At 64.5% G+C, this 25,495-nt stretch carries 14 protein-coding genes (1 of these 14 only partly in view); 6 read left to right on the forward strand and 8 right to left on the reverse strand.

Features of this window, described 5'->3' with window-relative positions; genetic code table 11:
- Window positions 1-15,437: the end of an MFS transporter gene (locus ACFYOW_RS44480; protein WP_387297311.1), read on the forward strand. It extends 16,597 nt beyond the left edge of the window; the window shows 15,437 of its 32,034 coding nt (coding positions 16,598-32,034); its start codon lies off the left edge, out of view; the stop codon is at window positions 15,435-15,437.
- A gap of 305 nt (window positions 15,438-15,742) precedes the next feature.
- Here the strand turns inward: ACFYOW_RS44480 and ACFYOW_RS44485 are convergent, their stop codons facing one another.
- A complete protein-coding gene (locus ACFYOW_RS44485) occupies window positions 15,743-16,435 on the reverse strand; it encodes a hypothetical protein (RefSeq protein WP_387297313.1) in 693 nt (230 codons plus the stop codon).
- 266 nt (window positions 16,436-16,701) lie between these two features.
- Here ACFYOW_RS44485 and ACFYOW_RS44490 point away from each other — a divergent pair, with 266 nt between their 5' ends.
- From ACFYOW_RS44490 to ACFYOW_RS44505, 4 genes are all read left to right on the forward strand, one after another.
- Window positions 16,702-17,544: a helix-turn-helix domain-containing protein gene (locus tag ACFYOW_RS44490; protein WP_387297315.1), complete on the forward strand. Its 843-nt coding sequence runs from the start codon at window positions 16,702-16,704 to the stop codon at window positions 17,542-17,544.
- The gene (locus tag ACFYOW_RS44495; protein WP_387297317.1) at window positions 17,534-17,743 is read left to right on the forward strand and encodes a DUF397 domain-containing protein; all 210 of its coding nucleotides are present in this window, start codon (window positions 17,534-17,536) and stop codon (window positions 17,741-17,743) included. The genes ACFYOW_RS44490 and ACFYOW_RS44495 overlap by 11 nt, the downstream gene beginning before the upstream one ends.
- Window positions 17,744-17,768: 25 nt before the next feature.
- Window positions 17,769-17,978: a DUF397 domain-containing protein gene (locus ACFYOW_RS44500; RefSeq protein WP_387297319.1), complete on the forward strand. Its 210-nt coding sequence runs from the start codon at window positions 17,769-17,771 to the stop codon at window positions 17,976-17,978.
- An 83-nt stretch (window positions 17,979-18,061) separates the two neighbouring features.
- Window positions 18,062-18,706 (forward strand): Uma2 family endonuclease, encoded by a 645-nt coding sequence (locus ACFYOW_RS44505; protein WP_387297321.1) that lies wholly within the window; start codon window positions 18,062-18,064, stop codon window positions 18,704-18,706.
- A gap of 9 nt (window positions 18,707-18,715) precedes the next feature.
- On the opposite strand, the gene ACFYOW_RS44510 is transcribed toward ACFYOW_RS44505, so the two are convergent.
- The 5 genes from ACFYOW_RS44510 to ACFYOW_RS44530 all read right to left on the reverse strand — a co-directional run bounded on the left by ACFYOW_RS44510 (window position 18,716) and on the right by ACFYOW_RS44530 (window position 21,505).
- Window positions 18,716-19,090, reverse strand: a complete 375-nt coding sequence (locus tag ACFYOW_RS44510; RefSeq protein WP_387297323.1) for a type II toxin-antitoxin system VapC family toxin — start codon at window positions 19,088-19,090, stop codon at window positions 18,716-18,718.
- Window positions 19,087-19,332, reverse strand: a complete 246-nt coding sequence (locus tag ACFYOW_RS44515; RefSeq protein WP_327100790.1) for a hypothetical protein — start codon at window positions 19,330-19,332, stop codon at window positions 19,087-19,089. Before ACFYOW_RS44515 ends, ACFYOW_RS44510 begins: the two co-directional genes overlap by 4 nt.
- 46 nt (window positions 19,333-19,378) lie before the next feature.
- Window positions 19,379-19,750: a hypothetical protein gene (locus ACFYOW_RS44520; RefSeq protein ID WP_387297325.1), complete on the reverse strand. Its 372-nt coding sequence runs from the start codon at window positions 19,748-19,750 to the stop codon at window positions 19,379-19,381.
- On the reverse strand, window positions 19,747-20,922 hold the full coding sequence (locus tag ACFYOW_RS44525) for a PLP-dependent aminotransferase family protein (protein WP_387297327.1): 1,176 nt from the start codon (window positions 20,920-20,922) through the stop codon (window positions 19,747-19,749). Before ACFYOW_RS44525 ends, ACFYOW_RS44520 begins: the two co-directional genes overlap by 4 nt.
- Window positions 20,923-20,998: 76 nt before the next feature.
- Window positions 20,999-21,505 carry a cupin domain-containing protein gene (locus ACFYOW_RS44530; protein WP_387297329.1) on the reverse strand — a complete coding sequence of 169 codons (507 nt, stop codon included), beginning with the start codon at window positions 21,503-21,505 and terminating at the stop codon, window positions 20,999-21,001.
- Window positions 21,506-21,853: 348 nt separating this feature from the next.
- Between ACFYOW_RS44530 and ACFYOW_RS44535 the strand changes: the two genes are divergently transcribed.
- Window positions 21,854-22,588 (forward strand): response regulator transcription factor, encoded by a 735-nt coding sequence (locus tag ACFYOW_RS44535; RefSeq protein ID WP_387297331.1) that lies wholly within the window; start codon window positions 21,854-21,856, stop codon window positions 22,586-22,588.
- A 500-nt stretch (window positions 22,589-23,088) separates the two neighbouring features.
- On the opposite strand, the gene ACFYOW_RS44540 is transcribed toward ACFYOW_RS44535, so the two are convergent.
- Both ACFYOW_RS44540 and egtD read right to left on the reverse strand, forming a co-directional pair.
- Window positions 23,089-24,495 carry an MFS transporter gene (locus ACFYOW_RS44540; RefSeq protein ID WP_387297333.1) on the reverse strand — a complete coding sequence of 469 codons (1,407 nt, stop codon included), beginning with the start codon at window positions 24,493-24,495 and terminating at the stop codon, window positions 23,089-23,091.
- The gene (gene egtD, locus ACFYOW_RS44545) at window positions 24,492-25,469 is read right to left on the reverse strand and encodes an L-histidine N(alpha)-methyltransferase (protein ID WP_387297335.1); all 978 of its coding nucleotides are present in this window, start codon (window positions 25,467-25,469) and stop codon (window positions 24,492-24,494) included. Before egtD ends, ACFYOW_RS44540 begins: the two co-directional genes overlap by 4 nt.
- Window positions 25,470-25,495 lie beyond the last annotated feature (26 nt).

Below are 25,495 nucleotides of genomic sequence, written 5' to 3' on the forward strand. Positions count from 1 at the left end.
ACTTGTACGCATTCGGGGAGTTGGTCGCGGTAAATGGCCGAGATGTACACATCTACTTCGGCAGTGGGATACTGCCGGAGGCAACGGAGGACATGAAGTACGTCACCCAGGGCCTATTCGAAATGACCAAGAGCGGGATCCCTTTCGAATTCTCCGACACAATCCTGGGAGCGCTGTGGCGAAAGCAGATCCCGGTCGGCGCGCCCGACGCCGGTGCGCTGATCGATAATCGAGGCGAAAGCGCCAGCGCGACTGTTCTCGGTGCTAGGACAATGTTTCCCGGGGCCACCGCCCAGTTCTGGGTACACGTCACGTCCGTTCTTCCGGCGGACGACTCGCTATCGATCGTGTTTTCGATCAACCCGATTTTCGGCAAGCCGGGCCGGATCACCTTGGTACTCACACGCGAAAACGACGTAATCACAGCCAAATACACCGATGTCGTCCTCGGTGAGGATGGGGAGCGGGTCGCCGCCGCGATGGAGGAATTCCACACCAGAGTGGTCGATCCGTGGCTGACCGCGTCCGGAGCAACTCTCACCGGGACCGAGGCACCTGCGGACAGGCCGACCGACGATCCGAACGCCGGCCTGCGCGAACTGCATACCCGCCTGGACGCGGCGCTCACCGAACTGATCGCGGTGGTCGCGGTGATCCCAGATGCAGATCCGCTCTCGGTGCTCGCAGATACAGATCTCGTAGAACCAGGGCGGGTACGGCGGGTAGTGGCCATCGCCCAACAGTGGATTCGCGGGCTCGACGAAGACGGCCTGGCGGCGGTGGTCGCGGCCGGAGAGCTGAACCACCTGGTCGACTGGATGGAACTGCGGCTCCGACAGCTTCAGGCAATCGAAGCCGCGACCGCCGCGGGGGCGGACCCTGCGGTACTGCAGCAACACGCTGCTGAGGGCGAAGAACTGGATCGCCATCTGGCGGACTTACTCGGACTATCGGAACCGGGCCCGACCGCAAACCTCTCCGTCGAGGAGCCGCTGACGGAGTTGCGTGCGGTGGCCGATGCGACTAGCGACCTGGAACTCCGGCGACTAGCCGATGCGATCGAGAACCTCTTCATGGCCGAGCAGGCCGTTGCCGAGGCCACACCCCAAGGCACACAATCGAATCCACGACACGACGCCACGACGCCCGCGCCCGAAAACCCCGCGCCTCCGAAGGGCGCTGGGAACACAACGACCTGGGTGCCCGAGGACACCGCAGGCATGCTCGCCGAGTCCGCATTCCCCTTGAACTTGCGCAGTAGCCAGCACGCATTGTTTATCGCAACCGATGGCACCGCTTACCGTCGCTACCTGGGCGGCACTGCCGACCACTCGGCGGCCGACCCGGCTCCGAATGGCACAGACACGGAGGGGGCACCGCCTGTGGGCGGGGCTCGCGGTGCGAAGGCTCAGCGCCCTGAGGATTGGAAGGATAGGCGGGATACCGGCGTACAAAATTCCGACTCCGACAGACTCTTGGCGCAAGGAAGGATCCTCCCCGAACTCGGCGACGAGGTCTGCGAGCTGGCCGCGAAATCCCCCACGCTCACGGCGCGGACGGTCGATCTCCGCCAAGCAGGGTGGACGATCGAATACGGCCCGGCCGGGGAAGGAAGCTACGCGGATCGAGATAACAAGCAGATCGTCGTAGACGGAAAATACCGGCCTGGGCACTACTGCAAAACAAAGATATCGATCATCGCCGAAGAGGTGGGCCACGCCACCTACGACAATCCGCCCCGCGAGCTTCCCTACGAAGGCGGATCGGTCGAAGAATGGGTTGAGAGCAATGTCGCTCTGCATCTGCTGGATGAAGGTGAGGCCAAACTTTTCGGTATAGAAGTCCTGTGGGAAATCGAGCGCAACGGCGGACCCTACATCCGAGTCGGCGGCGCGAATTTCAGTAACTACGAAGCTATTTACGAACAACTCATGGAGGGTGTCCTAACAAGAGATGAGGCCCGCGCGCAGATCGGCCAGCTGCACGATCTGAACGAAGTCGGAAGCGGCACGAACCAGTCATATGGCGACTATTGGAGATCCCATTACATCGGGGTCTTCATGAACAAATATCCGGGCGAAGTCGATCCGGGCCCAGCGGATACCAGCGACCGGGCATCCACTGAGCCGTTTGCCGACCACACGCCGCTAGGTGGTGCCGAGCCAGAGCATGGGCAAACGACCACCCCCGCTAGCACCGAGCCGGAGGATTCCGCGCCCGAGCATGTTGCCGTCGGATCGTCGGATCCGGATCCCTCCGGGCTCTCGGACGCGATGCCGCTGGCCGCAGGCGGGGGCACTGGTGGGGGCGGAGGCAACGGCGGTGGATCCGACTCGAGCGGCACGGGCACGGCCGGACCAGTCACAGACATCGACGCGCTCGCCGAAATGCTCGCGTCCGACGGCGGTATCTCCTATTCGAGCGATCTGCCGAGCGAGCGATCGGAAACCAACCCCACCAGCACCGAACCGGGCACCGTTGCAGACCAACAGAATTCGGAATCACGAGGAGCCGCCGCGGCTGAGTCGGCGGGGTCCGTCGCAACCGATTCCAGCGAGACCACAGCTGCTTCCCAACAACCCGTACTGGACGCGGCCGTCGACTCGCCGAGCAAGCACGGCGATACGGATGCCGCGCCATCGGCGGTATCCCCATCGAGCGGAGGGGAACCAGCGTGTCGAGTACCGGCGACACCATGGAATAAGCGTCAGAAAACACCGCACCCAACCGAAATGCACGCGCCCGCCGAGCCAGCGGCGCTGCCAACAGATCCCGAGCACGCGCTGGCCCGAGCTGGTGAGTCGGATAGCAGCCAGGCCGAGAACGAGGCCGGCACCAATATTCCCAAGCGATGGCTAGCGGAGCGTGATCGTGACCGGGAGCGCATCGCTGCGGTTCAATCGGGCGATGTCGCGGCCTTCGATGAGTTGTACAGGAACTACTGCGGACTCGCCACCAGCGTCGCCGCGGAAATTCTCAGTAACCCGACCGACGTCGAGGATGTGGTCGCCGATCGCTTCGCCGCCTTGTTCGCCGCCATCCGTCGGGGTGGCGGGCCGACGGGAAGCGTCGGCGCATATTTGGCAGTGTCGGTCCACCGTGCCGCAATCGCATTCCGCCATCGTCCCGACCAACCGCTCCTCATGGGTGGCTTTCAACATTGGACAGACCAGTCTGCGGGCAATCCGGCGAGTGAGCTTTCGGGGGATTCCGCAATCGATCTCGCGTTCAAGGCACTGCCGGAAAATCTACGAACAGTCCTGTGGCTCACCGCAGTCGACGGCCGTACCCGCGAACAGGCGGCGGAGCAGCTCGGGTCGACGCCAGCCGAAGTGGGGAGGCTCGCGGCCTTGGCCCGCCGCATGGTAAGGGCCATCGTCGCAAGTCAGCCCACGCCGACGCCGACCCCCCCAGCAGCGGACTCGGAGTGGCCCGCATTGGGTCTTCTGGGCAACGACCCGGCGGATAAACCGATCAAACAACCGTCGGTTGCCCCGAAGGTGCCCGAAGAACAGATGAAGATCCTCAGTTTGCTCGCCACGGGCATGACCTATCGGCAAATCGCTGCGGAGCTCGGAATTTCCTTAGGTGCGATGCAGGCGCGACAAGCCAAAATCGCACGCGAGTTCGGAACCGGTGACAGAGCCGAGATACTCGCGGCAGCGCGAAGCCGGGGTCTCCTCACCGAAGAGCTCGGATCGACGACCCCCGAGCAAGAGGCACCGACTGATCCGCAGGTCGCTTCGTCTGCTGGATCGGCTGATCCGGTCGAAACGCCTGCTCAGTTGAATTCAATAGCCATCGAAAAACTTTCGCGCCGTGAAGCCGAAGTTGTCGGTCTGGCAGCACGTGGACTATCAACCCGTGCTATCGGGCAGCAGCTGACAATCGCGCCGCACACGGCAGAGCACCATCTAGCTGGCGCCGCCAAAAAGCTGGGCACCAAGGGACGGGACGCGACGATAGCCGCGGCCACAAGCCCGGAGAACCCGTCCGAAGACGGCGAAAGCGGTTCGGCCACAACTGAAACATCCCCCACACCCGAACCGAGGCAAAGACCACGGCGTGCCCCCCTCATCGGAGCTGGAGACGCCGTCCCCGCCTGGGACGGACGCGACGGCAACCCCTGGGATGGAATGCAGAAGCGCCAGCCGCGGTGGAAGCAGATGCAAGAGCGCGCACAGGTCCATATCGACGGCGGTGGTGCGGCGCGGGGAAACCAACCCGAAAACACACCGGAGCCCACAGACGCGGCCCGGCATGCGCCCGAGAGCCCCAACACTCCAACAGAGTCGCGGTCCGAGGGCGATGCGGCGGCCTATGCCCAGCTATGGGACGAACCCGCCGCCCACGAAGCACAGGCGACACCCCAGGGCAACGGCGATGCACCCCGCACCGTCGATCTGGTGTCGTCACTCGAGCAAGCTGTGGCCCGGCGTAACGAGCTGGCCGAGCAGTTGCAAATCGATCCAGCAGTATTCTTCGCGCCGGGCGCCGAAAACTTGAAGCAGCTGCGCGCCAGGTGCAATCTGGCCGCGGAAATGGTGGCCATACAACTCGGCACCGATCCATCGCAATCCCTCAACATCATCGCGCAGGGTTTTCTGGACCAATTCCGCAATGCCAGGAATCTGCTGGCCGCAGCCGAACGAGTCATCGAACTCCAGACCGAAGTCCGCCATCTCGGCAAGTTCGCCGCGGCGGATCGCGAAGGTGAGGCACGCGGCATGCAGGTGTGGGGCACCGTTGACGAGCTGGCCGAGAAATACGATCTCGATCCCGATGATCCGGCCGCGCTGCAGACCGAACGGAACCGGATCGGGGATCTGCTGGCAGACCACTTGGGCGTGGCCCCAACGGCATTGGGCATGTGGATGGTGGACTTCTTCGATTTCTGCGGGGTGCCGTTGGAGGATCCCTGGCATCGGGTCGCACGACGGTACGGCGAGCTCGCCACGCTTACCTCGCTGGCTGCCGAGCTCACCGGGCTGAACGCGGGGCTCGGCGAACTCGAACGGCTCCTCGGGCAGCGGGGCGCGGCGGTCGCGCGGCGCGAGCGGCTACGCGCCCGACTCGGCACGGTGGCAGACATCGCCGCACTCGGCTTGTTCGATCCGGTCGAGCCGCACCCGCCGTTCGAACCGAGCTCGGTCGAGCTCCGTCAGATCTGCGCGGAAATACGCGATCTCGATGCCCGGCTCGATAAGATCGCCGATCAGCTACTCACCGCCGCACCACAGCCCCGGCAAGTGTTGCCGACGCAAGTGCCGGGTGGCAGCACGTCTCGGGCCCGAGACGCGGCCGCGACGGCCGAACAGGTGTCCAATGTCCGCGAGATGTTGGAAATGGATCAGTTGCTGAGCGAATCCGACTGGGACTCCGACCTTCTCGGTACGGAGGCCTTCCATTTCCTGAACCGGGACCAACGGTGGAATATGGTCGGACGGATGGCCGGGCGGGTCGACCTCAACCATGTGCCAGGCCGGTGGCTGGACCGAGACGCGCGCGCGGTCATCGCCGACATGAAGCGCATCGCGGCCAGAAATATCGAAGCGCTGCAGGGCGCCGGAGAAGACGCCGTGCGCGCACTTCATCTGCTCAACGCGCGGCTCGACGCCGCTGTGGCCGCGATCATGATGGCCGAGGAGGTCGCCGCCGGACTGCCCGGGGAACCGCCCGTTCAGATCTTGCGGTTCGGTCCCGGTGAGTTCGTATTGATCATCGGTGACGTCGATGCCGCCGACGAGGTACACCTGACAGTGACCGGCCGTGACCTGACCTTGGAATCGGCAACAGCGGGGATCACCGGGCTGGCCGCAGGAATAGAAACATCTGCGCGGATCAACCCCGGCCGCCCAGTCGCCCGGGGAATGTGGATCGGGCACTCCGACCTTGAGGACGCTGTCACGAGATTGAAATCCCTGGTAATCGGGCTGCGCCGAATGCGCGAGTACTACGCCGCGCAGCCCGGTGGCCGACCGACGCTCGGCGGGATTCATCTCGATTCGAGCGGTACCCCGGACGACGCCAGAGTGGTCGCGCTGGCCGAGTTGGACCAGGATCTGACGCGTCACCTGGCCACACCGCAGTCGCCGACAGCGCCTCGGATCCATGACGGCTCCACCGAATCGCACACCCCGGACGACCGCGAGCTGTCCTGGTACGACCCGGAGCTGGCAACACTGATGGAAGGCGCCCGAGATTGTCTCATGTGGGTGCTGTCCCAACTGTTGCTCGCAGGCGTCCCGGTGACAATGCCGGACAGACCACTCTCTCCCAAAGGTGCCCTGCCCAGGCAATTCTCCGAATTGACCAATGCCGGTTGGCATCCGCACCGGCTCACGTCGGATGACGAGCACAGTGGACTCGCCCCCGAAGAGCGGCGCACAGCTCGCGACAAGGCCGCCGATCTGGTGAAAGCCCACGGCGCTGATGCCCGAGCCGTGCTGGTGGTCCAGCATCCCGATCTCTGGGGCGCGCACGCGACCGTGATGGAGGTCGACCAGAACCTTTGTGTCCACGAAGGCGATCTCGTCGGCTACGACGCGAACAAGAAACGGCTGGATCGGGCAGACCGCAAGGAGGAATGGCACGAATACGTTCGGGGAACCGACGGGCCCGACGGAGAAGAGATATTCGTAGCGATATTCGGAAGCGACATGCTGCCGGTCACCGCGTTCGATCCGCTCGCGCCCGTCCCGGGCGATCCGGGATACGGCTATTCCGATAAATGGATCGGATCCCCCCTGCCGAAGCCACCCGGCGACTCCGACCCCAACACTCCCGAACCATCTGGCGCCGCGCACGGCAGGGAATCGGACAATGGCACCACCCCGTGGACTGCGCGGGCCGACCAGCCCGCGACCGACAACGTCACACCGGAGCAACTCAGGCAGTTGGTCGAACAGCATGTCGCGCAAGGTCATCCGGAGCAGGCGGTCGACCTCATTCGTGCACAATTCGGCGCGCAGGTGTTCCAGCTGGCTGATCGGGCCGTCGGGCGCTCATCGGCGCAAGAGATCGCCGAAGAAGTATGCGCGACTGCGATCAAGCGGTTCTCCCAGGTCGACAACAACACGGGGATCGAGGAATGGGTCGTTTCGATCGTCGCCGGAAATGTTGTGGGACAGCACCGCCAGGCCGCCGCGATCTGGCAGCGGATCCAGGATCTCGTCATCCAGGGCGCCGGTCTGGCGGAGTCCGATCCACTGATCCAGGTCTGGGCCGAAGCGTCCACATCGGACGTCCGGCGCTGCCTCAACGCCCTTTCATCCGATCGCAGAGGTCGTATTGTTCGATTCGTGATGGCTGCGGCCGGCGTGAAATCGGTCGGGCCGATTCCGCCACACGTGGTCTGGGGTGCGGCCTGCGAATTCGCCGTCGGGGTTGCGGCCGCGGGAGGCATCCGCGCACAGCTACCCACTTCGCCGCTGTCGGTTCGTGAAGAGTCTGCTCACAGGTTCGAAACACGCACTTCCACAACAGTTTCAGCCCCACCCGCAGCGCCGGGGGCACACCGGGAACGTACTCCGAGGCAAGGAGACCTGAACGAAGTCGAGACCGAAATACTCCGTATGATCGCGGCGGGCTGGACAACCGCTGAGATCGCGCAAGCGCATGAAATAAAGCCCCGCGTCGTGTACACCTACACCGAACGCATCCGGAGCAAGCTCGATACCCCTGGCGATCGGGCGGCGCTTGTCGCGGTGGCCAAGCAAAGACACATCATCGGTGACGACGAGCCGCCCGCTACGGCGAAGAAACCGCGCCCGGCCCAACCGCCGGTGGTCCACGAGGTACCCGCCGCCGAAATCGCGACCGCGTTGGCTCGCAGTCTCATCCTCGACCGGCTGCCGCCGATCGTGCGAGAAGCGTTGGACAACAATCGGCCCGCGTTGGAAAGGTGCATCGATGAGCTCACCGAGACTCAGCGGGCCTGCCTCGATCACCGATTCCGGCGCGAGGAGAGCCTCAAGACCACTGCGGAGGCGTTGTACAGCAACGTAAGTGCGGTCAAGGTGATGCAACGGGCTGCCCTTCTCCGCCTTGCTCAATTGTTGGAAGCGGACGCGGGGAACCAACCGTTGCAGGTGGTCGAGAATGCCTTGCGCAACAATAGAGCGGAATTCGACCACCACTTCGCTGAACTCAGTGAACAACAGCAGACAGCGATCGAGCTGCGGCTCTTGCAGAACCAACCAATGCGTGAGGTCGCGCGGATACTGGGGCCGGACCACAGAAATACCTTCTACAAGGGCATCCAGCGACTTGCCGCCCTATTACTCGGCGACGCCGAGACACGGGCAGGAACAGCTGCGGAACCAGCCGCCGAGCCGACCGCATCGCCCCAGCCACAGCAACGCGCCCGCGGCGGTGGCCGGACCACCGCCGGGCCGCCCTTCGGCGCGACCGAAAACCTCCACGGATTCGACATACACGCCGCAGCCGACCTACCCGCGCCACGTCAGCGGTTCAGACCCGCCGTAGGTGGTCCCGGATTCGCCGGAATCCCCGACGGCGCAGTCGGCTTCCACCACAACCGTGACAACGGTTTGGAGTGGAACCAGCACCATCCGGCCGCGGTCACACCGACACAGTCCACGACGGAACCAACCGCGGAGACCGAGCCGCGCGCGGAAGCCGTAGCGGCGACCAACAACGACAGCAATCCGACAGCGCAGCAATTCCGGCAGCTGCTCAAACAAGATGTCGCGGCGGGTCACCCGGAGCGGGCGGTCGAACGGATCCGTGAACGGTTCGACAACTTGGTGTTTCCGTGGATATCGGCTCTCACCGGTGAAACTCGATTGGCCCGGACCATCACCGACGAGGCCTGCGCGCGCGCTGTCGATCGTCTCGATGAGGTCCGAAAGCAAGACATCGACGGATGGATTGCCGTCACCACCCGAAGTGTGATGGAGGAGCACGGCGTGCTCACATCCACCTCACGTGTGGACGCGACACCATCAACTTTCGCTATCGCGAAGGCACCGGCACACCGCGTGCTGTCCGAACGCGAGGTCGAGGTGCTCGATCTGGTCGAGCAGGGCCTGACCAACAAGGAGATCGCGAATGCGTTGGGCCTGTCCGAAATCACGGTGCGAAACCACTTGGCCCGCATGGCACGCAAACTCGAAACCGGTGACCGAGCCGCGATGAAAGACGCCATGGATGCGGGGACGAACGACACCAGCAGCCCCCAGGTCGAACTGACCGACCGTGAGCGCGAGGTACTCGGCTTCCTCGCAGGGCGCCTGTCGAACAGCGAGATCGCAGCACAGATGGGCTTGTCCACGAGCACTGTGAAGAGCCACCTCGCGCATATCTCGGAAAAGGTCGGCATCGGTGATCGGTTGGTGCTGGGGGAACTAGCGGCACAATGGGTCCACGGCGGAGACGCCCCCGCGGCTGCAACCGAGCCCGCTCCAATTCCCAACTACCAGGGATTGTCCGGTCGCCAGGTCGAGATCCTTCGCTTGGCCGATAAGGACCTCTCGTACAAGGAAATCGGCGAGCAGGAGAGCATTTCCGAGAGCGCCGTGAAGCGGTTAGTGGAGCGCGCGGGAAAGATCTTCGGCGTTCGGGGGCGCACGGCAACGCTCGCGGAGGCGCGAGCCAGGGGCATACTCGGCGAAAACCATCCCGGCGCAACCGATCCGGTTGCAGGGCTGCCGAACGATGACACGACATCGACGCTGGACCTCGTGACGGCGACGACCACACTATTGATCGAGTTGATGGACAGTGGGCAGATCACCAGCGTGCAGCTGACTCAGCTGTATCTGGAACGCATCGAAGCACTTTCGGCACTGAACGCGGTGATCGGCATCAATCCGCGGGTGCTGGAAGAAGCCCGCCGAGCCGACGAAATCCGGCAATCGGGCGCCGAGCACGGGCCACTGCTGGGGATGCCGGTCATTGTCAAAGGCAACGTCGACATCGAAGGCATGCCGACCACCGCAGGCTCGGTGGCCCTGGCGCATTCGTATCCTGCCGCGGACGCCACTCTGGTGTCGCAATTGCGTGCAGACGGTGCGGTGATCCTGGGGCACGGCAATCTCACCGAGTTCGCGTTCTACCTGAGCAGCAAGATGCCCAGTGGCTACAGCTCCTACGGCGGCCAGACCCTCAACCCATACGACGAGGCTTTGACGCCGGGAGGCTCCAGCACGGGACCTGCCGTCGGTGTCAAGGCCGGAGTCGCGCCGCTCGGCATCGGCACCCAAACAACCGGCTCGATCCTGGATCCGGCTAACTACAACTCGATAGTCGGACTCAAACCGACTGTCGGCGCTGTTCCCCGCACGGGCATCGTGCCCATCTCGACCACGAGGGACACGCCAGGTGCGTTCAGTACGGACGTCGCTGGTGCCGCGATGTTGCTGACGGCGCTCGTCGGCGTCGACCCCCAAGACCCGGCAACCGCGCACAACCCACTGGTAGGTCACGACTTCACCGAGGATCTGAACCCGAACGCTCTGCGCGGAGCCCGGCTCGGCGTCATGACGGCAGGGATTCCACCTAAGGATGCCCCACAGCGCCCCTTGTGGGACGCGGCACTGAATACGCTGGCGGCTCAGGGCGCAACCCTGATCACTGTCGACCTGGACACCACCGACAGCTTCCAGAACAGCGAACCACCCTGGTCGAGCGTATTCACCTACGAGTTCAAACGGGATCTGCTCGCATATCTGTCGCGACTACCGGCCGACGCCCCGATCAAGACCCTGGCCGACCTCATCGCCTACCACACCGCACACGCCGATACCGCCCTGAAGTATGGCCAGGACTTGCTCCTGGCCGCCGAGGCAATCGACCTCGGCCCGGAAAGTCCCGATACCGCGAAATATCTGGCCGACCTCGCGCTGGACCTCGCCGAAAGCAAGACCCGGATCGACGCGGTGATGGCCGAGCACAACCTCACCGCTTTGGTGTCGGTTTACAACTACGGAACGATCATGGGTGACAAGGCCGGATACCCAGGGATCATCGTTCCGGCCGGTCGCACGCCAGCCGACGGTGACCATCCCGCCGGAGAGCACGTCAACGTCACCTTCCGAGCCGGCGCGTGGAGCGAACCGACGCTGATCAGCTACGCCTACGCGTTCGAGCAAGCACACGCGGTCCGCCCATCACGACCTCGGTTGGCAGATCAGATGTACCGAGCCGCCACTATCGAACGCATCCGGGGCAAGCTCGATACCCCTGGCGATCGGGCGGCGCTTGTCGCGGTGGCCAAGCAAAGACACATCATCGGTGACGACGAGCCGCCCGCTACGGCGAAGAAACCGCGCCCGGCCCAACCGCCGGTGGTCCACGAGGTACCCGCCGCCGAAATCGCGACGGCGTTGACCCGCAGCCTCATTCTCGACCGGCTGCCGCCGATCGTGCGGGAAGCTTTGGACAACGATCGGCCCGCGTTAGAAGCCTGCATCGATGAGCTCACCGACGCACAGCGGGCCTGCCTCGATCACCGATTCCGGCGGAAGGAGAGCCTCGAGACCACTGCGGAGGCGCTGGGCAGCAACGTAGGCGCGGTCATGATGATGCAACGGGCCGCTTTTCTCCGCCTCGCTCAATTGTTGGAAGCGGACGCGGGTAACGAACCGTTGCGGGTGGTCGAGAATGCCTTGTCCCACAATCGAACGGCATTCAACCATCACTTTGCTGAACTCGGCGAAAAGCAGCAGACGGTGATCGAGCTGCGGCTGATTCAGAACCAACCGATGCGTGAGGTCGCGCGAGTACTCGGGCCGGACCACAGAAATACCTTCTACAAGGCCATCCAGCGACTTGCCACACTATTGCTCGGTGACGTCGAGACACGGGCAGTGGCATCTGCGGAACCAGCCGCCGAGCAGCAGCAACACCCGGATTCATTCGTGGAGTCGCCGCCTCGGCCCGCCCGACCCACAGGCATGATCGGGGTCGGAGAACTCCCCGACCCTGATCAGCCCTTCGACGGCGGTGGCAAAGCCTGGGATCGTGGCCGCAAGCCGGGACCGAGGCACAAATGGGTGGACAACCTCGCCGAACTCAACGCCGATGGCGGCGGTGGGGTACCGGGTCGACAACCCGAGCACGCTCCGCAAGCGCAGACGAGTCGGGATACCGCCGCGCCGGTGACTACGCCAGCCGCCACGGACGCCGAACCTGCGCAAACCGACAAAATCTATCCTGCCGATAACGCGGACGTACAGTCGGCACCACCCGGCAACCAGCCAGCCGACGACGCTCCCGAGCCTGCGCCCACCGGGCCGACGGTATCCGGCACGATGGTCGTCGAGTCGCTTGGGCTCCTCCCTGGCAACGCCAGGCACTCGGCGGCCGGAGTCGTGTCCGCTGTCCGCACGGACAGCGGACCGGACGCCCTGGTGCTGCTCGTGATCGAGGCCCGGGGACCGTCGCACCCCGATTTGCGAGACACTTTCGGCATTCCAGAAGTGATCGATATCGAGATCGGCGATCTTACGGTCCGGTGCCGCATCGAGTACCGAGACATCGACGACGGACCGGTCCGCGCGTTCATCAATCACCGGGATCCGCAACTCGATCACCCGCAATTCGAGAAATTCCAGAGAATGGCCTATGCCGCCCTACTGGATCGGTTCCCAGGCAGGGCGATCGAACTGCACGAGAACTTCGAAGGCCGCGCACCCGATGTGGTGCGAACCATCGCGCCGAAGGCACATGGTGCGCATTCGCCGGAGACCATGAACGCCGCCGAAGCCCGCCCCCAGCTCCTCCCTGACAACCAACAACCAACCCCCGAAAACCCGGACGAAGCGTCGGCACGCCACACCCAGCACCACACCATACCCCCTGCTACTAGCGAAACCTCCTCGGGCACAGGCAGTTCCGGTTCTGCTGCGCTAAGGGCGGAGTTGCTCCACCACGGTTTCGACTACATCGAAGAACTGCCGGAGCCCGAGGCCGGTGAGCCGCAGGGCCGGGACTGGATCGATAGCCTGGAGCAGCGAGCCTGGGAGCTCTCCTGGCTGGCGGAGCGGAGTGCTCGGTTGAGCACGCTCAGCGCGCTCACTGCGGCCGCGCTCGAGGCCGCAGCGCAGCTCGGCCTGCCGAATTCGGAGCTGGGCGCGCTGCTGATCGTGCAGTACCGGCAGAAGCTGCCCGGTGTGTTGTTCCCGGTCTGGAAGTTTCAGACCCAGAACGCGGATGGATTGTCCAACATCATCGCCCAGATTGCCCGCGCTCTGTCCCTCGACGAGCTTCCGCAATATCCCTACTGCCTGTTGGTGGCTCCGAGGCCGCTGATCCCCGCGGAACACGAATGGATGGCACCGCCCCTGCTGACGCCCGCCGAGCAGGCGCACTGGAACCAACTCCTGCGCGGCGGAGTGTTCGGCCTGCATTTTCCGGGCTGCCGCTTGCTCGAGCGCCAATCACCGGCGTACCTGAGCACACGACATATTGCCGATACCCTCTATGAAGACCATCTCGCCTGCCTGACGGTCGACGGGAAGTACCTGAACACGGTTGTCGAGCCCTATCTGCTCGGCGAGGCCCGCGACATACAGGCGAGCTTCGACGGCGCAACATCAGCCGAGGATCGGATCGGTCGGTGGTTCGCGACGATCGTGGCGGAAATGCTTGCGGCACCGTCCGATTCCGCACCCGATCAACTTCGCCAGGCCCTCCGAGCGCAGCCGGACCGAAGCCACGCGTTGTCCAGCGCGGATCGAGCACTCCAACAGTTCGTATCTACCGTGCGAGACCTGCTGGCCGGAGAGCACGATTTCGGCCGGTACCTGCACCGTCGGGGACTCCCGGAGACGCAGGCATTCATTGACGACGTCAGGGATGCCGTCAAGCACCGCGCCCCGCAGGGCGTCACCATCGCTGTCCCGTTCATCGATAATCTGATCGGATCGTCGCCGACGCAGACACCCACGGCACCTGGGGCGAATCACGCTACGGGGGCGCGACTCCCCGAGACGACGGGCATCTCGAACGTGGATCACCCAGTCGCACAACAGATGCCAAGCATTCCCTGCGACCAACCGGACGCGACGGCCCCGGCCGAACACCGAACAGAAGCCGGCCCCCGAGCCACCACCGGCACTCCCCGCACCGCAGGTATGCCCGGACTCGGCGACCCCCAAGGACCAGAACTGCGCTTCGACGGCACCATAGACCCCGCAGTACTCGACCTCCCCGCCCCGAAACACCGCAGGCGACTCGCCCCTGGACACCTCAACCCGGTAGTCAACGCTATCGGCCCCAACCCCGAGGGGCACGCATTCCCCCCACCCGGCCAACCACCCGGGAACGACCAACCCCGTCAGCGGGAAACGGCCATCGCGGCGACGCCGACCAAACCACAGGGATCTCCGGCTGATCCGCAGTGGCTAGTGCAGCAATTGCGGCAGGCGGCGAACCGGGTTCGGGAGCAGACGTGGAATACGTTGCGGGAGAGGACGGCATCGTTGCCGTTCGATGCCGAGGCGGTGGTCTCCGGGGAGTACCGAGGCCATCTCGAGGATGCGGACAAGGTTCGGGAATTCCTGGCGGCGACAGCCGATTTGGGGTTCGAAGGACAGATGGTTCTGATCGCGGAATTGGAACAGGCAGCGGCCAAGTTCAGCGCTGCTGGTATGCCGATTCGTCCCGATACACTGACCGGGCCGATACGGCCCCAGCCTCTCATCGCGCGGCCCGATGAGCTCGACCCCGCGCAGGCCGGATCGATGGTGGCCGATGCCATCGAGACCCAACTCGTCGGTAAGCAAGCGATCTGGGCGACCGCGAAACTCCCCCTGCGCTTTCATCAGTTCGATCGGTGGGCGATCTCGACGGCGCCGTCCGCGCCCCCGCCGATCAATGTCGCGAATGTTCTGAACTGCATCAAACTTCCGCTGTACGGCGGCGTCCTGAGCGGTGTCCTCGATCGTGACTATCTGCGGTCCTACATCAGATTCGAATGGTGGAACGACCAGATCGGTATGCCCGTCGGTGGTACGGGGCCGACCTGGTTGGACAGTTCGGAGATCGCGGAGGAGGACGCCGAACAGCACGGGCGGGTGGCCATGATGGCCCTGGCACCGCACGGGACGCATGACTTGTCGCTCGCACCATCTGGATCACACAGCTATCTCGAGCCCAACGGTCCGCAACCACAGCGCGGCGACTTGGTGTTCTTGAACGGATTCGCACATGTGGCGGTTGCGACCGGACAGCTGGGTGCGGACGGAACCCCAGGGGTGTTCACCTTCTGGCCGTATCGTTTCTGGCCCTCGATGGACACCGTCCGGGCATCGACCGTCGGCACGGAGGTGATGCGAATGAACTCTGCCCCGGAATACCGCGCAATGGATTCCATCGTCTCTGCGGCCGAGGTCGAATTCGGGCCGGGACCGTGGGGACGCGGTGGTCGCCTGCACCAACTCGAACTCGACGACTGGCTGCGGCGACACTGAATCGCGTGTCCTGATCGGCATCAGGCTCGCTTCCGCGTTTCGGATGTGCGCGAAGGTCGGTGTGCGGGAATGGCTTCGGTCCAGAAGTCGTGGCGGACGGCGTCCCAGAGTTTCGCGAGTTTTGGGACGCGTTCGCGTGCCTGGACGAGGTCGGGGTAGTCGCCAGGTTCGAAGGAGACGATCAGGGTAGTTTCGGATGTGTTGTGTACAAACATGATTCCGATTTCGTGACGCTGGTTCAGGTGCCAGGTTGCTTGCAGGCCGTCGGCTTCGGTTCGGTGGATGCCGTCCATATGTGTCGAGGGCTATGGCCTGGTGTCCCGGATGGTGTGAGCATCAGTGTCGGTTAGTGCGTCGAGCACGTCCAGCAGGGTTGCGAGATCGGGGCCGCGCCATTCGTGCAGTTCGTTTCCAATCGGTTCGAATGGCAAACCGCGAGCGGCAGCGCGTTCGCGTGGGCTCATGGCCGGCGGGACGAGCGCGCCCGCCCGCACCAGACACCTGAGAGCGGCAGCCTTTATCGGGCAGGCAATGGCGCGGCATGTTATGTGCCGCTGCATGATTCGGTGTGACTCGGCGACCGTGAGTGGATGGTCGGGGTGGGCGTGGTCCGGGGTGATGCTGCTGGGCATGGCGCGGGCCCAGGTCACCGGCGGGCAGACCGTCTCGAGGTCGCAGGTTTCGCAGACGCGGGCGGGGGTGTTGTCCACGCTGGCCAGGTCGTAGACGATCAGGGCGGCGGCTTGCACACCGCTGGCGATGGTGAGGGCGTAGCCGATCGGATCGGTGTCGGGATTGTCCGGTGGCCGGACCGTGTAGAGGTAGTGGTACCCCAGTTGTTCTGCGTGGCGGCGGATCTCGGCCGCATGTCGCGGCGCGGCAAGGCCGGACACGCCGGTCCGGACCAGGCCGACCGCCTTCGGCCTGCGCGCGTCACGGCCGTCCGGTCGGGTACGGACGTAGGCAGTATCCGGCTGTCCCGCTTGTATGTTCGTCATCGTCGCGAACCTTCGCCTCGGCGTATCGGTGGTCAATGGTGGCGGTCGTCCCGTGGGACCGGCCGACCGCCACGACTAGGACACACCGCCCGCGGGCGTCTTGGAAGGCGGAAACGGGAACCCCTGTCAATCGGTGGAAAAGCCCAGCGCAAAGCCGAAGTTTGTGGAAGGGTCTTCCCGATTCTGGAGCACATGTCGGCTCGAAATATGGGGGTAATTCATTGGTGGACAGCGATAGCAGCATCACTCGTCGACAGCTCGGACGATTGCTGCGCGAAGCACGTGACGCGATCGGTTTGACGCTGGAGGAAGCCGCACGGCTGATGGAGTGGAGCAAGAGCACCCTGCAGCGGTATGAGAAGGGGCAGAACCAGAAGATCCGGATGCGCGAGCTCGACGGGATGATCGATATCTATCGCATCGATCCCGAACGCGCGGAAGGGCTTCGGGGGTTGGCGAAGCAGGCGGCGGAGAAGTCGTGGTGGCATGAGTTCGGTGGGACCATCCCCGCGAACTTCAGTGTGTACATGGGTTTGGAGTCCGCAGCCGAGACCTTGACGACCTACCAGCCGGATCTTGTTCCAGGGCTACTCCAAACGGCTGACTATGCACGAATCTTGGCACGAGCCGCCAGTCCCGGTGATACCGCCGAAGAACGTGAACAGCGCATCGCGATGAAACTGCGCCGACAGAATCTGATCACTCGCAAAACGAGGCCCGCCACCTTGAACGTAGTCCTCGGGGAAGCGGTGTTGCGCCGCGTGATCGGCGGCCCGTCAGTCATGGCCGCTCAGCTAAAACATTTGGCAGACGCCAGCACACTGCCTAACGTCAACATACGTGTGCTGCCGTTCTCAGCGGGCTACCCCACCGGTGACCAGATCGGACCGTTCATGATCCTGGAATTCCCCACGGATAGTCAGGGAGAGCCGATCGAGCCGACGATCGTATACGCCGAGAACTACACCAGCGACATGTATTCCGAGAAGGTGGGTATCGTGCAGCGACACACACACGCGTACCAGACCCTCCAGCAAGCAGCGCTGGATGAGATCGGCAGCAGGGCACTGCTGCGGAAGATAGCAAGGGAGTATCAGCGTGAACGTTGACCTATCCGCAGCCAAGTGGTTCAAGAGCAGCCGCAGCGGCGGGACCAAGGAATGTGTGGAGGTCGCCTTCCTCGACACCGGCATCGTCGGCGTCCGCGACTCCAAGAACCCAACCGGCCCAGCCCTGGTGTTCGCGCCGGGTGAGTGGGACGCCTTCACCGCAGGCGTACGAGATGGAGAATTCGACAGCCCCGCCTGAAACCGACCGGCAAGGGAGTATCAGCGTGAACGTTGCCCTATCCGCAGCCAAGTGGTTCAAGAGCAGCCGCAGCGGGGCGTCCAAAGACTGTGTCGAGGTCGCCTTCCTCGACACCGGCATCGTCGGCGTCCGCGACTCCAAGAACCCAACCGGCCCAGCCCCGGCCTTCACCCCGACCGAATGGGATGCCTTCACCGCAGGCGTCCAAGCCGGAGCCTTCAACCACCCCGCCTGACCACCCGCAACCGCGCACGAACCCAGAGTGGCCGCACCCTGAACACAAATCAGGATGCGGCCGCTCGCCTCTATCATCGCGGCATGCCCCTTCCGCTCATCCAGCGACCGGATCTCCCCGAGTACCTGACCTGGGAGGAATTAGAGCTACTCCCCGAGGAGATCGCGGGGCAGATCGAACTTTGGAACGGCCGCGTTGTCTGGGCAGGTCACCGCGCCGAAGAACATCGAGTGTTCACGCGTCGCCTGACGAACACGATCGAACACCTTGCCCGGCAGGCGATGTCGGAGCGGGACGAAAGCTGTTGGCGGGTCGATTGTGAGACCAACGTCTTCCTGGGAACCAGCGGAAGGTCCGACTTCTCAATCCCCAGCTTCCTCATTCACCGGTGCCTCGAAACGCCCGATCAGGATATCCGCGCCCAGGACGTCCTGCTGGTCGGCGAGGTGATGTGCGCCTACGCAGGCAGGGAAGGGAAGAGGGGACGCTACGCGCACGCCGGGATTCCGTGGTACTGGGAAGTGGCCCTGGACCGTGAATCCAGCGCCATCGAAATGGTTCGCGCAAACGTCCTGTCGATCGGGCACGCCCAATTGCCGGATGGCGCACGGCCATTGCGCCCCAACAACTACATCGCCGCCGGCGAATGGACCCACGAGAACCCCGACGGCATCGCCATCGACTTCCCCTTCCCCATCACCATCCCCTGGACCGAACTCGAATACTGACCGCGGAACTCACACAACTTCGAGCCGGACATTTCGATCGAGGGCACGGAGATCATCGGGATCGGAGGTGATGACGGCACGGGCCCGAGTCAAACGCGCGCACACGATCACATGCGCGTCGACCACGTCGGTGGTGCCGGAACCGGCGAGGAGCGCGCCGACTGCTTGGGCATGGCGGCGGTCGAGTTCGATGACCTCTACACCTGCCGCGCCGAGCAGCGGCCCGATCGGGTGCTGACGAGGGCTGTTGCGCCACACCTGCGCAAGCACCGTGGCCGGCACGTGCACCGGCAGCCTGTTCTCCATCGCACGCTTGATCAGCGCGGTCGCGCGGGCGTTGCCCTTTTCGATGCCGATCAGTGCCCCGGCATCGAGAATGATCATGCGGCACCACCGATTTCGGCGTCGTCGAGTCCGAGCACTCGGTCCGCCCATGCGAGGTCTTCGTCCGTCACACCGGCCTCACGTGCGAGTTCGTCGGCGATCTCGCGAGCGGTGGCCCAGTCGGGTTCGCGGCGGGCGATATCGGAAAACCAGGCCGAGACCGAGGGGGCTTCGCCATGCGAGACGGCAGCCTCGGCCTTGGCGGCCACATCGTCGGGAATGCTGATGGTAATCCGCTTCATACTCCAATCATACCATCGAGTATGAAGGTGTTCATACCAATCCCGATTACCCCGGACAGGTGAATCGGCGGCCGGTGAGGGTGGCGGGGAGTGGGCCGCGGCGCGGGGTGCCGGATGGGTCGTAGAAGGTTGCGCTTGCCGAGCCGGTGAAATCGTCGCCGTGCACGGTCAGGTCGAAGCGCACGATTCCCTTCTGCACCAGCGAGGGGTCCGCGCGGTCGACAGTGAATTCGAGGAACGCGCCGGATACGGCTGCGCCATCGGCTTTCCAGGTGCCCATGCCGTTGCTGTCGCTGGTGGTGCGGTTGCCGTGGTCCGGATTCGATTGCGCCATGGTGCCGTCCGCGTGGAAGGTCATGACGTGGTAGCCGAACGGCGCGCCGTCGGCCACCACTTCCCAAACGCCGACGATGCTCATGCGCACAGCCCGGCCAGGAGTTCGATGCCGGGTTCGATCCGGCGTTCGGGCACGGTGGCGAAGCTCAGCCGGATCGCATTGCGTGGCGCATCGGCGGCCGCGAAGAAGGCGGATCCGGGCAGGAATGCCACTCCCCTGTTCAACGCTGGGGCAACCAACAGGTCGGCATCGAAATCGGCTGGGCCCTGCACCCATACGAACATTCCGCCATCGGGTTCGGTCCAGCTGAATCCGGACGGCAAGTATCGACCCAAAGCGGTCACCACCGTATTCAGTTTGGCCGCATAGGATTCCACGAGCAGCCGAAGATGCGCGGAACCCACTGGCGTGCCGAGGAATTCGGCGGCGATCGCCTGATTGAAGGCAGAGGTCTGCATATCGATGCCCTGTTTGAGGGCGAGTACGGGCTCGAGCAGGTCATCCGGGAGCACCGTGATGCCGATCCGCAATGCCGGGGCAAGGGTTTTCGACAGCGAGGTGATGTAGGCCGTACGGTCCGGCGCGAAGGACCACAGCGTCGGCAGCGGCTCTCCGCGGTACCGCAGGTCGGTGTACACATCGTCTTCCACGACGAGCGCTTCGTGCCGGGTGATCACCGCGGCTACCTGCGCGCGTCGGGCCGTGGACATGGTCCGCCCAGTCGGGTTCTGGAATGTCGGCAGTAGATACACGAACGCCGGAACATGTTGTGCCAGTGCACTATCCAACGCTTCCGGCAGGACGCCGTCGGCATCGGAAGCGACCTCGACGACCAATGCGCCGTGGCTGCGGAAAACCTTCACGGCCGGACCGTAGGTCGGGGTCTCCACCAGCACCACTGCCCCAGGATGCAGCAGCGCCATGCAGATGTTGTGCAGTGCGCCGGATCCGCCCGTGGCGATGTGCACCCGCTCGGGCGAACATCCGATTCCGCGACCGGACAACAGTATTCGCGCCTGCTCCAGCAGCGGCGGGAAACCCTGCGTGAGTCCGTACTGCAATGCGCTGCTCCCGTACTTCGTGATCGCGGCCGCGGCCAGTGACGACACCAGCTCACCCGGCAGCAGTGCCGGGTCCGGCGCGCCGACCGCGAACGAGATCACATCCGGCCGACGCGCCAATGTCGCGAACGCGTCGTCGATCGGCCCGCTGCGCATGGCCGTTTCCCGGCCGAACGCGACACCCGTGCTCACGCCTTCGCCTCGCTGGCGCTCGGCTCCGGCCCGAGCACGCTCGTGGCTGTGTTGTTTGTTCGCTCGCTGCGCTCACTCATACCCGAGCCAACTCCTGCCGCAGTCGCGCGGCCACCTCGACTGCCGCGGCATCGAATTCCGGCGTCAGCACAAGGTCATCGCTGAACATCGGATCGGTGCGCACATCCACCGCCACCAATCCCTCGGTGTCGCTGAGATTCACCGCCACATGAACCACCCCCTGGGGGATGTACAGAAATTCGCCGGGCCCGTGTACATAGGGCTCCAATTCGGGGCCGATCAGGGTCACCGCCTGTCCCGTCACGCAGAACACGATGGTTTCACTGTGCTCATGCAGATGCGCCCGCGCCACCTTGCCCGGTGCCATGTTCACCAGGGCCGCCGAAATCCCTTCGGCACCACAGGTATCCCTGGTTATGCAGGGCAGTAGATGCTGCTCCTGCGGTCCCACGACCTCCGCGACATCGGCTGCGGCAACCACTCGCACGGACTTGGCAATATTTCCCATTCGGCAATCCCAGATATCGTTGGAGCGGGCGAGGGTATCGTCGGAGGACGTCAATGGATGACTCCTCTATCCAGCGAGCTTCGTTCGCGCTGTCTCCGATCGAGTTCTCGACAATCGGCACGATATGGCACCTGTCCGCCGGGAACATCCGCCGTGACCGACCGAAATATCCGCACCGTACGTTCCTCGCATCCGCCCTGGGACCGCGCCGACTCGAGCTCGATGACCGGCCGCGACGGTACCGACCCCGGCCGGCTGATGGACCGCCGGACATAGATGCGGATATTCCCGCCCGAAATGGCGGATGATCCGGCACCCCTGCTGGCCTAGTGTCCGAAATGCGACCGCTCGGCCCGTACGAAATCGGCCGGGCACAGAGCATTCGAACGCAGAGGATCGGGTATGCGGGTGATCGTGGTCGACGACAACGACGATGCGGGCGACGCACTGGTGCACAAGTTGCGCCTGCGTGGACACCAGGCCGATCGCAAACGTCGGGGCTCGGACCTGCTGGTTACCCACCATCGCTATCACGCGGTCATCCTCGACCTCGATCTGCCGGATATGTCCGGGCTGACGGCGCTGCGCAAGCTGCGCGAGGTCAGCTCGGTGCCGGTGGTCGTGCTCACCGCGGATACCGATGAGCGCTCGGTGGTGCGAGCGTTGCGCAGTGGCGCCGACGACTATCTGGTGAAGCCGACGCGGGTGGCGGAGCTGGCGGCTCGGCTGTACGCGATCACGCGACGGCTTCCGGTGCCCGCCGTCCCCACACCGACAACCATGGTCGTCGCGGGCGATGTTCGGGTAGATCTGGAGGCTGGGACGGTTGAGGTCGCAGGTCGACAGGTTCAGCTGACCCGGGTCGAATTCGCGGTGCTACGGACGCTGGTCGAGCAGCCCGGTACGGCGGTCAGCCGTGAGCAGTTACTCGACCGCATCTGGGGCGATGCGTTCGTCGCGGTATCGCATGCGCTGTACGTGCACGTCAATGCGCTGCGCACCAAGCTGAACCGCCCTGGACTGATCACAACCATCCACAGCTACGGCTACCGGTGGAATCCGGGTGCCGCCGTGGCGAATTCGGTCGATATCGGGGAGTCGATGGCGGTGGGTGCCCTGGCAGGGCGCACCGCCTGACCGGTCCGTGCCGCAGTGGTCGCGAAAGCCGCCGCACTGGACTCGATCGACGACCAGTCCCCACATCGCCGATCGCAACCACCGCGGCACCAAGATTCAGTCACCTGATCAATAACCGCATCGGCGATCGCGACCGGCGGCATCAAGCGCCGTCACCTGACCGATCAGCGAATCGGAGATTGCGCCAAGCGCGGCGGCTCAAATCACCCCGTCCAGCTGGCTTCTGGGCCAATCGCTATCCGTCGAGCGCAGCCACATGGCGGTGCAGCATGACGTGTCGTGTCGCGTTTCGACTGTGCTCGGCGAGCGAACCCGACGATTCCGACCGTAGCGGCATCAGGCTCGCCCTGCCGGTCTACGCAACGGGAGTCGGGCCGTCGCGGCATCAGGCCCGCGGGTGCGTAGTGCACCAGCGCAAACCGAACATCGCGCTACCAGGCTCACTTGACTGGTCACCGCAGCAGTGATAGCGACCGTCACGTCGGGGCCCACCTCACTGGTCACTGCACCGGTGCTTCCGACCATCGTGGCATCAGCATCGCGGCAAATAGCGCCCCGGTGAGAAGCAGTGCGCCACAGATCAACAGGGCAATACGGAAGCCACTGCCGAACGCGGCGGCATCGGTGATTCTCGCGCCGGAAATGCCGACAAGCCCCGGCAGCGCGGCGACAGCGAGCAACTGTGCGGTGCGGGCGACGGCATTGTTCACCCCGGAGGCGATCCCGGAATCCCTTGCGGAAATCGCGGCGAACACCGCACCCGTCAGCGGAGCCACAAACATCGCCAATCCCACTCCGAGCATGACGGTCCCCGGGAACACCGCACTGAGATAGGTTGTGCGCGAGCCGATCCCGGTCAGCAGAACCGCTCCGCACGCCGCGAGCGCAGGCCCGAGGATCATCGGGATCCGTGCGCCGTGCCGCTGCGCCCACCGACCGGCCGACGCGGACGACACCAACATGATCCCGGTAATCGGCACCGTCGCCAATCCTGCCGCCAGCGGCGAATACCCCGCGACCACTTGCAATTCCAGTGGCAGCAAGAAGTACACGCCGCCGAGACCCGCATACACGGCAGCTGTCACCAGATTGGCCGCGGTGAACACACGCGAGGTGAACAGTGCGGGCGGCAGCAGCGGATGATCACCGCGCAGCTGGATCCACGCGAATAGCCCGAGCAGTGCCACGCCGAGCAGCGCCATCCATCCTCGCCCGCCGATGAACCCATACGTCAGCGCACCCAGCCCGGCCACGGCGGTCGCCGCACCCGGCAGATCGAGCGGCCGCGCATCCGCGTCCCGCGATTCCGGAAGGTAGCGCACCGCTACGACGGCGACTGCCACGGCGAACGGCACGTTGATGAGAAATACCGAGCGCCACCCGGCCAGCTCCGTCAGCCAGCCCCCGACAATCGGTCCGACCGCCTCGATAACGCCGATGAGCCCCGCCCACAAGCCGATTGCCGCACCATGGTCGCGCCGATCGATCGAGGCCGAGATCAATGCCAGGCTGCCCGGAGTTATCAGCGCACCCGCGATGCCCTGCACCACGCGCGCCGCTACCAGCATTTCCATCGAGGACGCGACACTGCACAACAGCGATGTCAGCGCGAACCCGATACTGCCCCAGACGAATACCGTGCGCCGCCCGAGCCGATCCCCCAGTGCTCCGCCCACCAGTATCAGCGACGCCAAGGCCAGCGTGTAACCACCGACCACCCACTGCAGGTCGGCCACATTGTCGCCGAGACTCGAACCGATCCGCGGCACAGCGATATTGACGACCGACGCGTCGAGCACCACTACCGCCGAACCGAGCACCGCCGCGGCGACAATCCAGCGTCCGGTAACCGAACGCAGGCGCGGCGGTGCGAGCGCGGCCCGGTTCGGTGCGACGAGATCGCTCATCCTCTGCGCGCGAGAACAAGGGCGAACCGATCATCGGAGTCGGTCCACGAATACTGCATCTGGAAGCCGCAGGTTTCGAGCTCCCGACGAAACTCGGTCAGCCGGAACTTCGCCGAGATTTCGGTGCGCAGTTGCTCGCCCGCCGCGAAGTCGACAACAAGATCCAATTCGGCGATCGTGACCGACATATCGGCCGTGGCCTCGAGCCGCATCTCGATCCACTCGTTGTCGGGATCCCATACCGCGATATGCGCGAAGCGGTCGGGCTCGAAATCGGCACCGAGCCGCTGGTTCACCACATGCAGGATGTTCCGGTTGAACTCGGCCGTCACACCAGCGGCATCGTCGTATGCGGGGACCATGACGGCGGGGTCGACCACCAATCCGACTCCGAGCAGCAGTTGTTCGCCCGGCTCGGTCACCTCATGGACGCAACGGTAGAACTCGGCGCGCTCCTCGGGGACCAGGTTGCCGAGCGTACCGCCGAGCAGCGCGATGATCCGCCGGTCACCCCGTGGCAGCGTATGCAGCATGCTGGTGAAGTCGCTGACCACCCCGTGTACCGCGAGTTCGGGATACACCTGGTGTATCCAGGTCACCGCGGCGCGCAGCGCGGATTCGGAAACATCCTGCGGCAGATATGATTTCAAGGATCCGTGCGCGCCCAACGCGGTCAACAACAGCCGTGTCTTCTCCGATGAACCGGAGCCGAGTTCGATCAGTTCCCCGGCATCGGTCGCCGCCGACGCGATCGCGTCGGCGGAGCTGCGAAGCAGTGCGCGCTCGGTGCGGGTGGGGTAATACTCGGGCAGCTCGGTAATCGCCTCGAACAGTTTGCTGCCCCGTGCGTCATAGAACCATTTGGACGGCAACCACTTCCGGCTCCCGGTCAGTCCCCGCAGGACGTCGGCACGCAGTGCGGCCGCGAGATCGTCCTCGGTGAGTTGGATATCGATACTGATGTGAGGCCGCACGGGCTTACTCCGATCGATGCTGAATC

The sequence above is a fragment of the Nocardia sp. NPDC006982 genome, assembly GCF_042869435.1.
In the GTDB taxonomy this organism is placed as follows: domain Bacteria; phylum Actinomycetota; class Actinomycetes; order Mycobacteriales; family Mycobacteriaceae; genus Nocardia.

Bases quoted from the DNA above. Each gene is read 5' to 3' on its own strand.
- ACFYOW_RS44535 (WP_387297331.1), top strand. From the start codon at position 21,854: ATGCGGGTGATCGTGGTCGACGACAACGACGATGCGGGCGACGCACTG.
- ACFYOW_RS44515 (WP_327100790.1), bottom strand. From the start codon at position 19,332: ATGAAGCGGATTACCATCAGCATTCCCGACGATGTGGCCGCCAAGGCC.
- ACFYOW_RS44485 (WP_387297313.1), bottom strand. From the start codon at position 16,435: ATGACGAACATACAAGCGGGACAGCCGGATACTGCCTACGTCCGTACC.
- ACFYOW_RS44510 (WP_387297323.1), bottom strand. From the start codon at position 19,090: ATGATCATTCTCGATGCCGGGGCACTGATCGGCATCGAAAAGGGCAAC.
- ACFYOW_RS44540 (WP_387297333.1), bottom strand. From the start codon at position 24,495: ATGAGCGATCTCGTCGCACCGAACCGGGCCGCGCTCGCACCGCCGCGC.
- ACFYOW_RS44505 (WP_387297321.1), top strand. From the start codon at position 18,062: ATGCCCCTTCCGCTCATCCAGCGACCGGATCTCCCCGAGTACCTGACC.
- ACFYOW_RS44520 (WP_387297325.1), bottom strand. From the start codon at position 19,750: ATGAGCATCGTCGGCGTTTGGGAAGTGGTGGCCGACGGCGCGCCGTTC.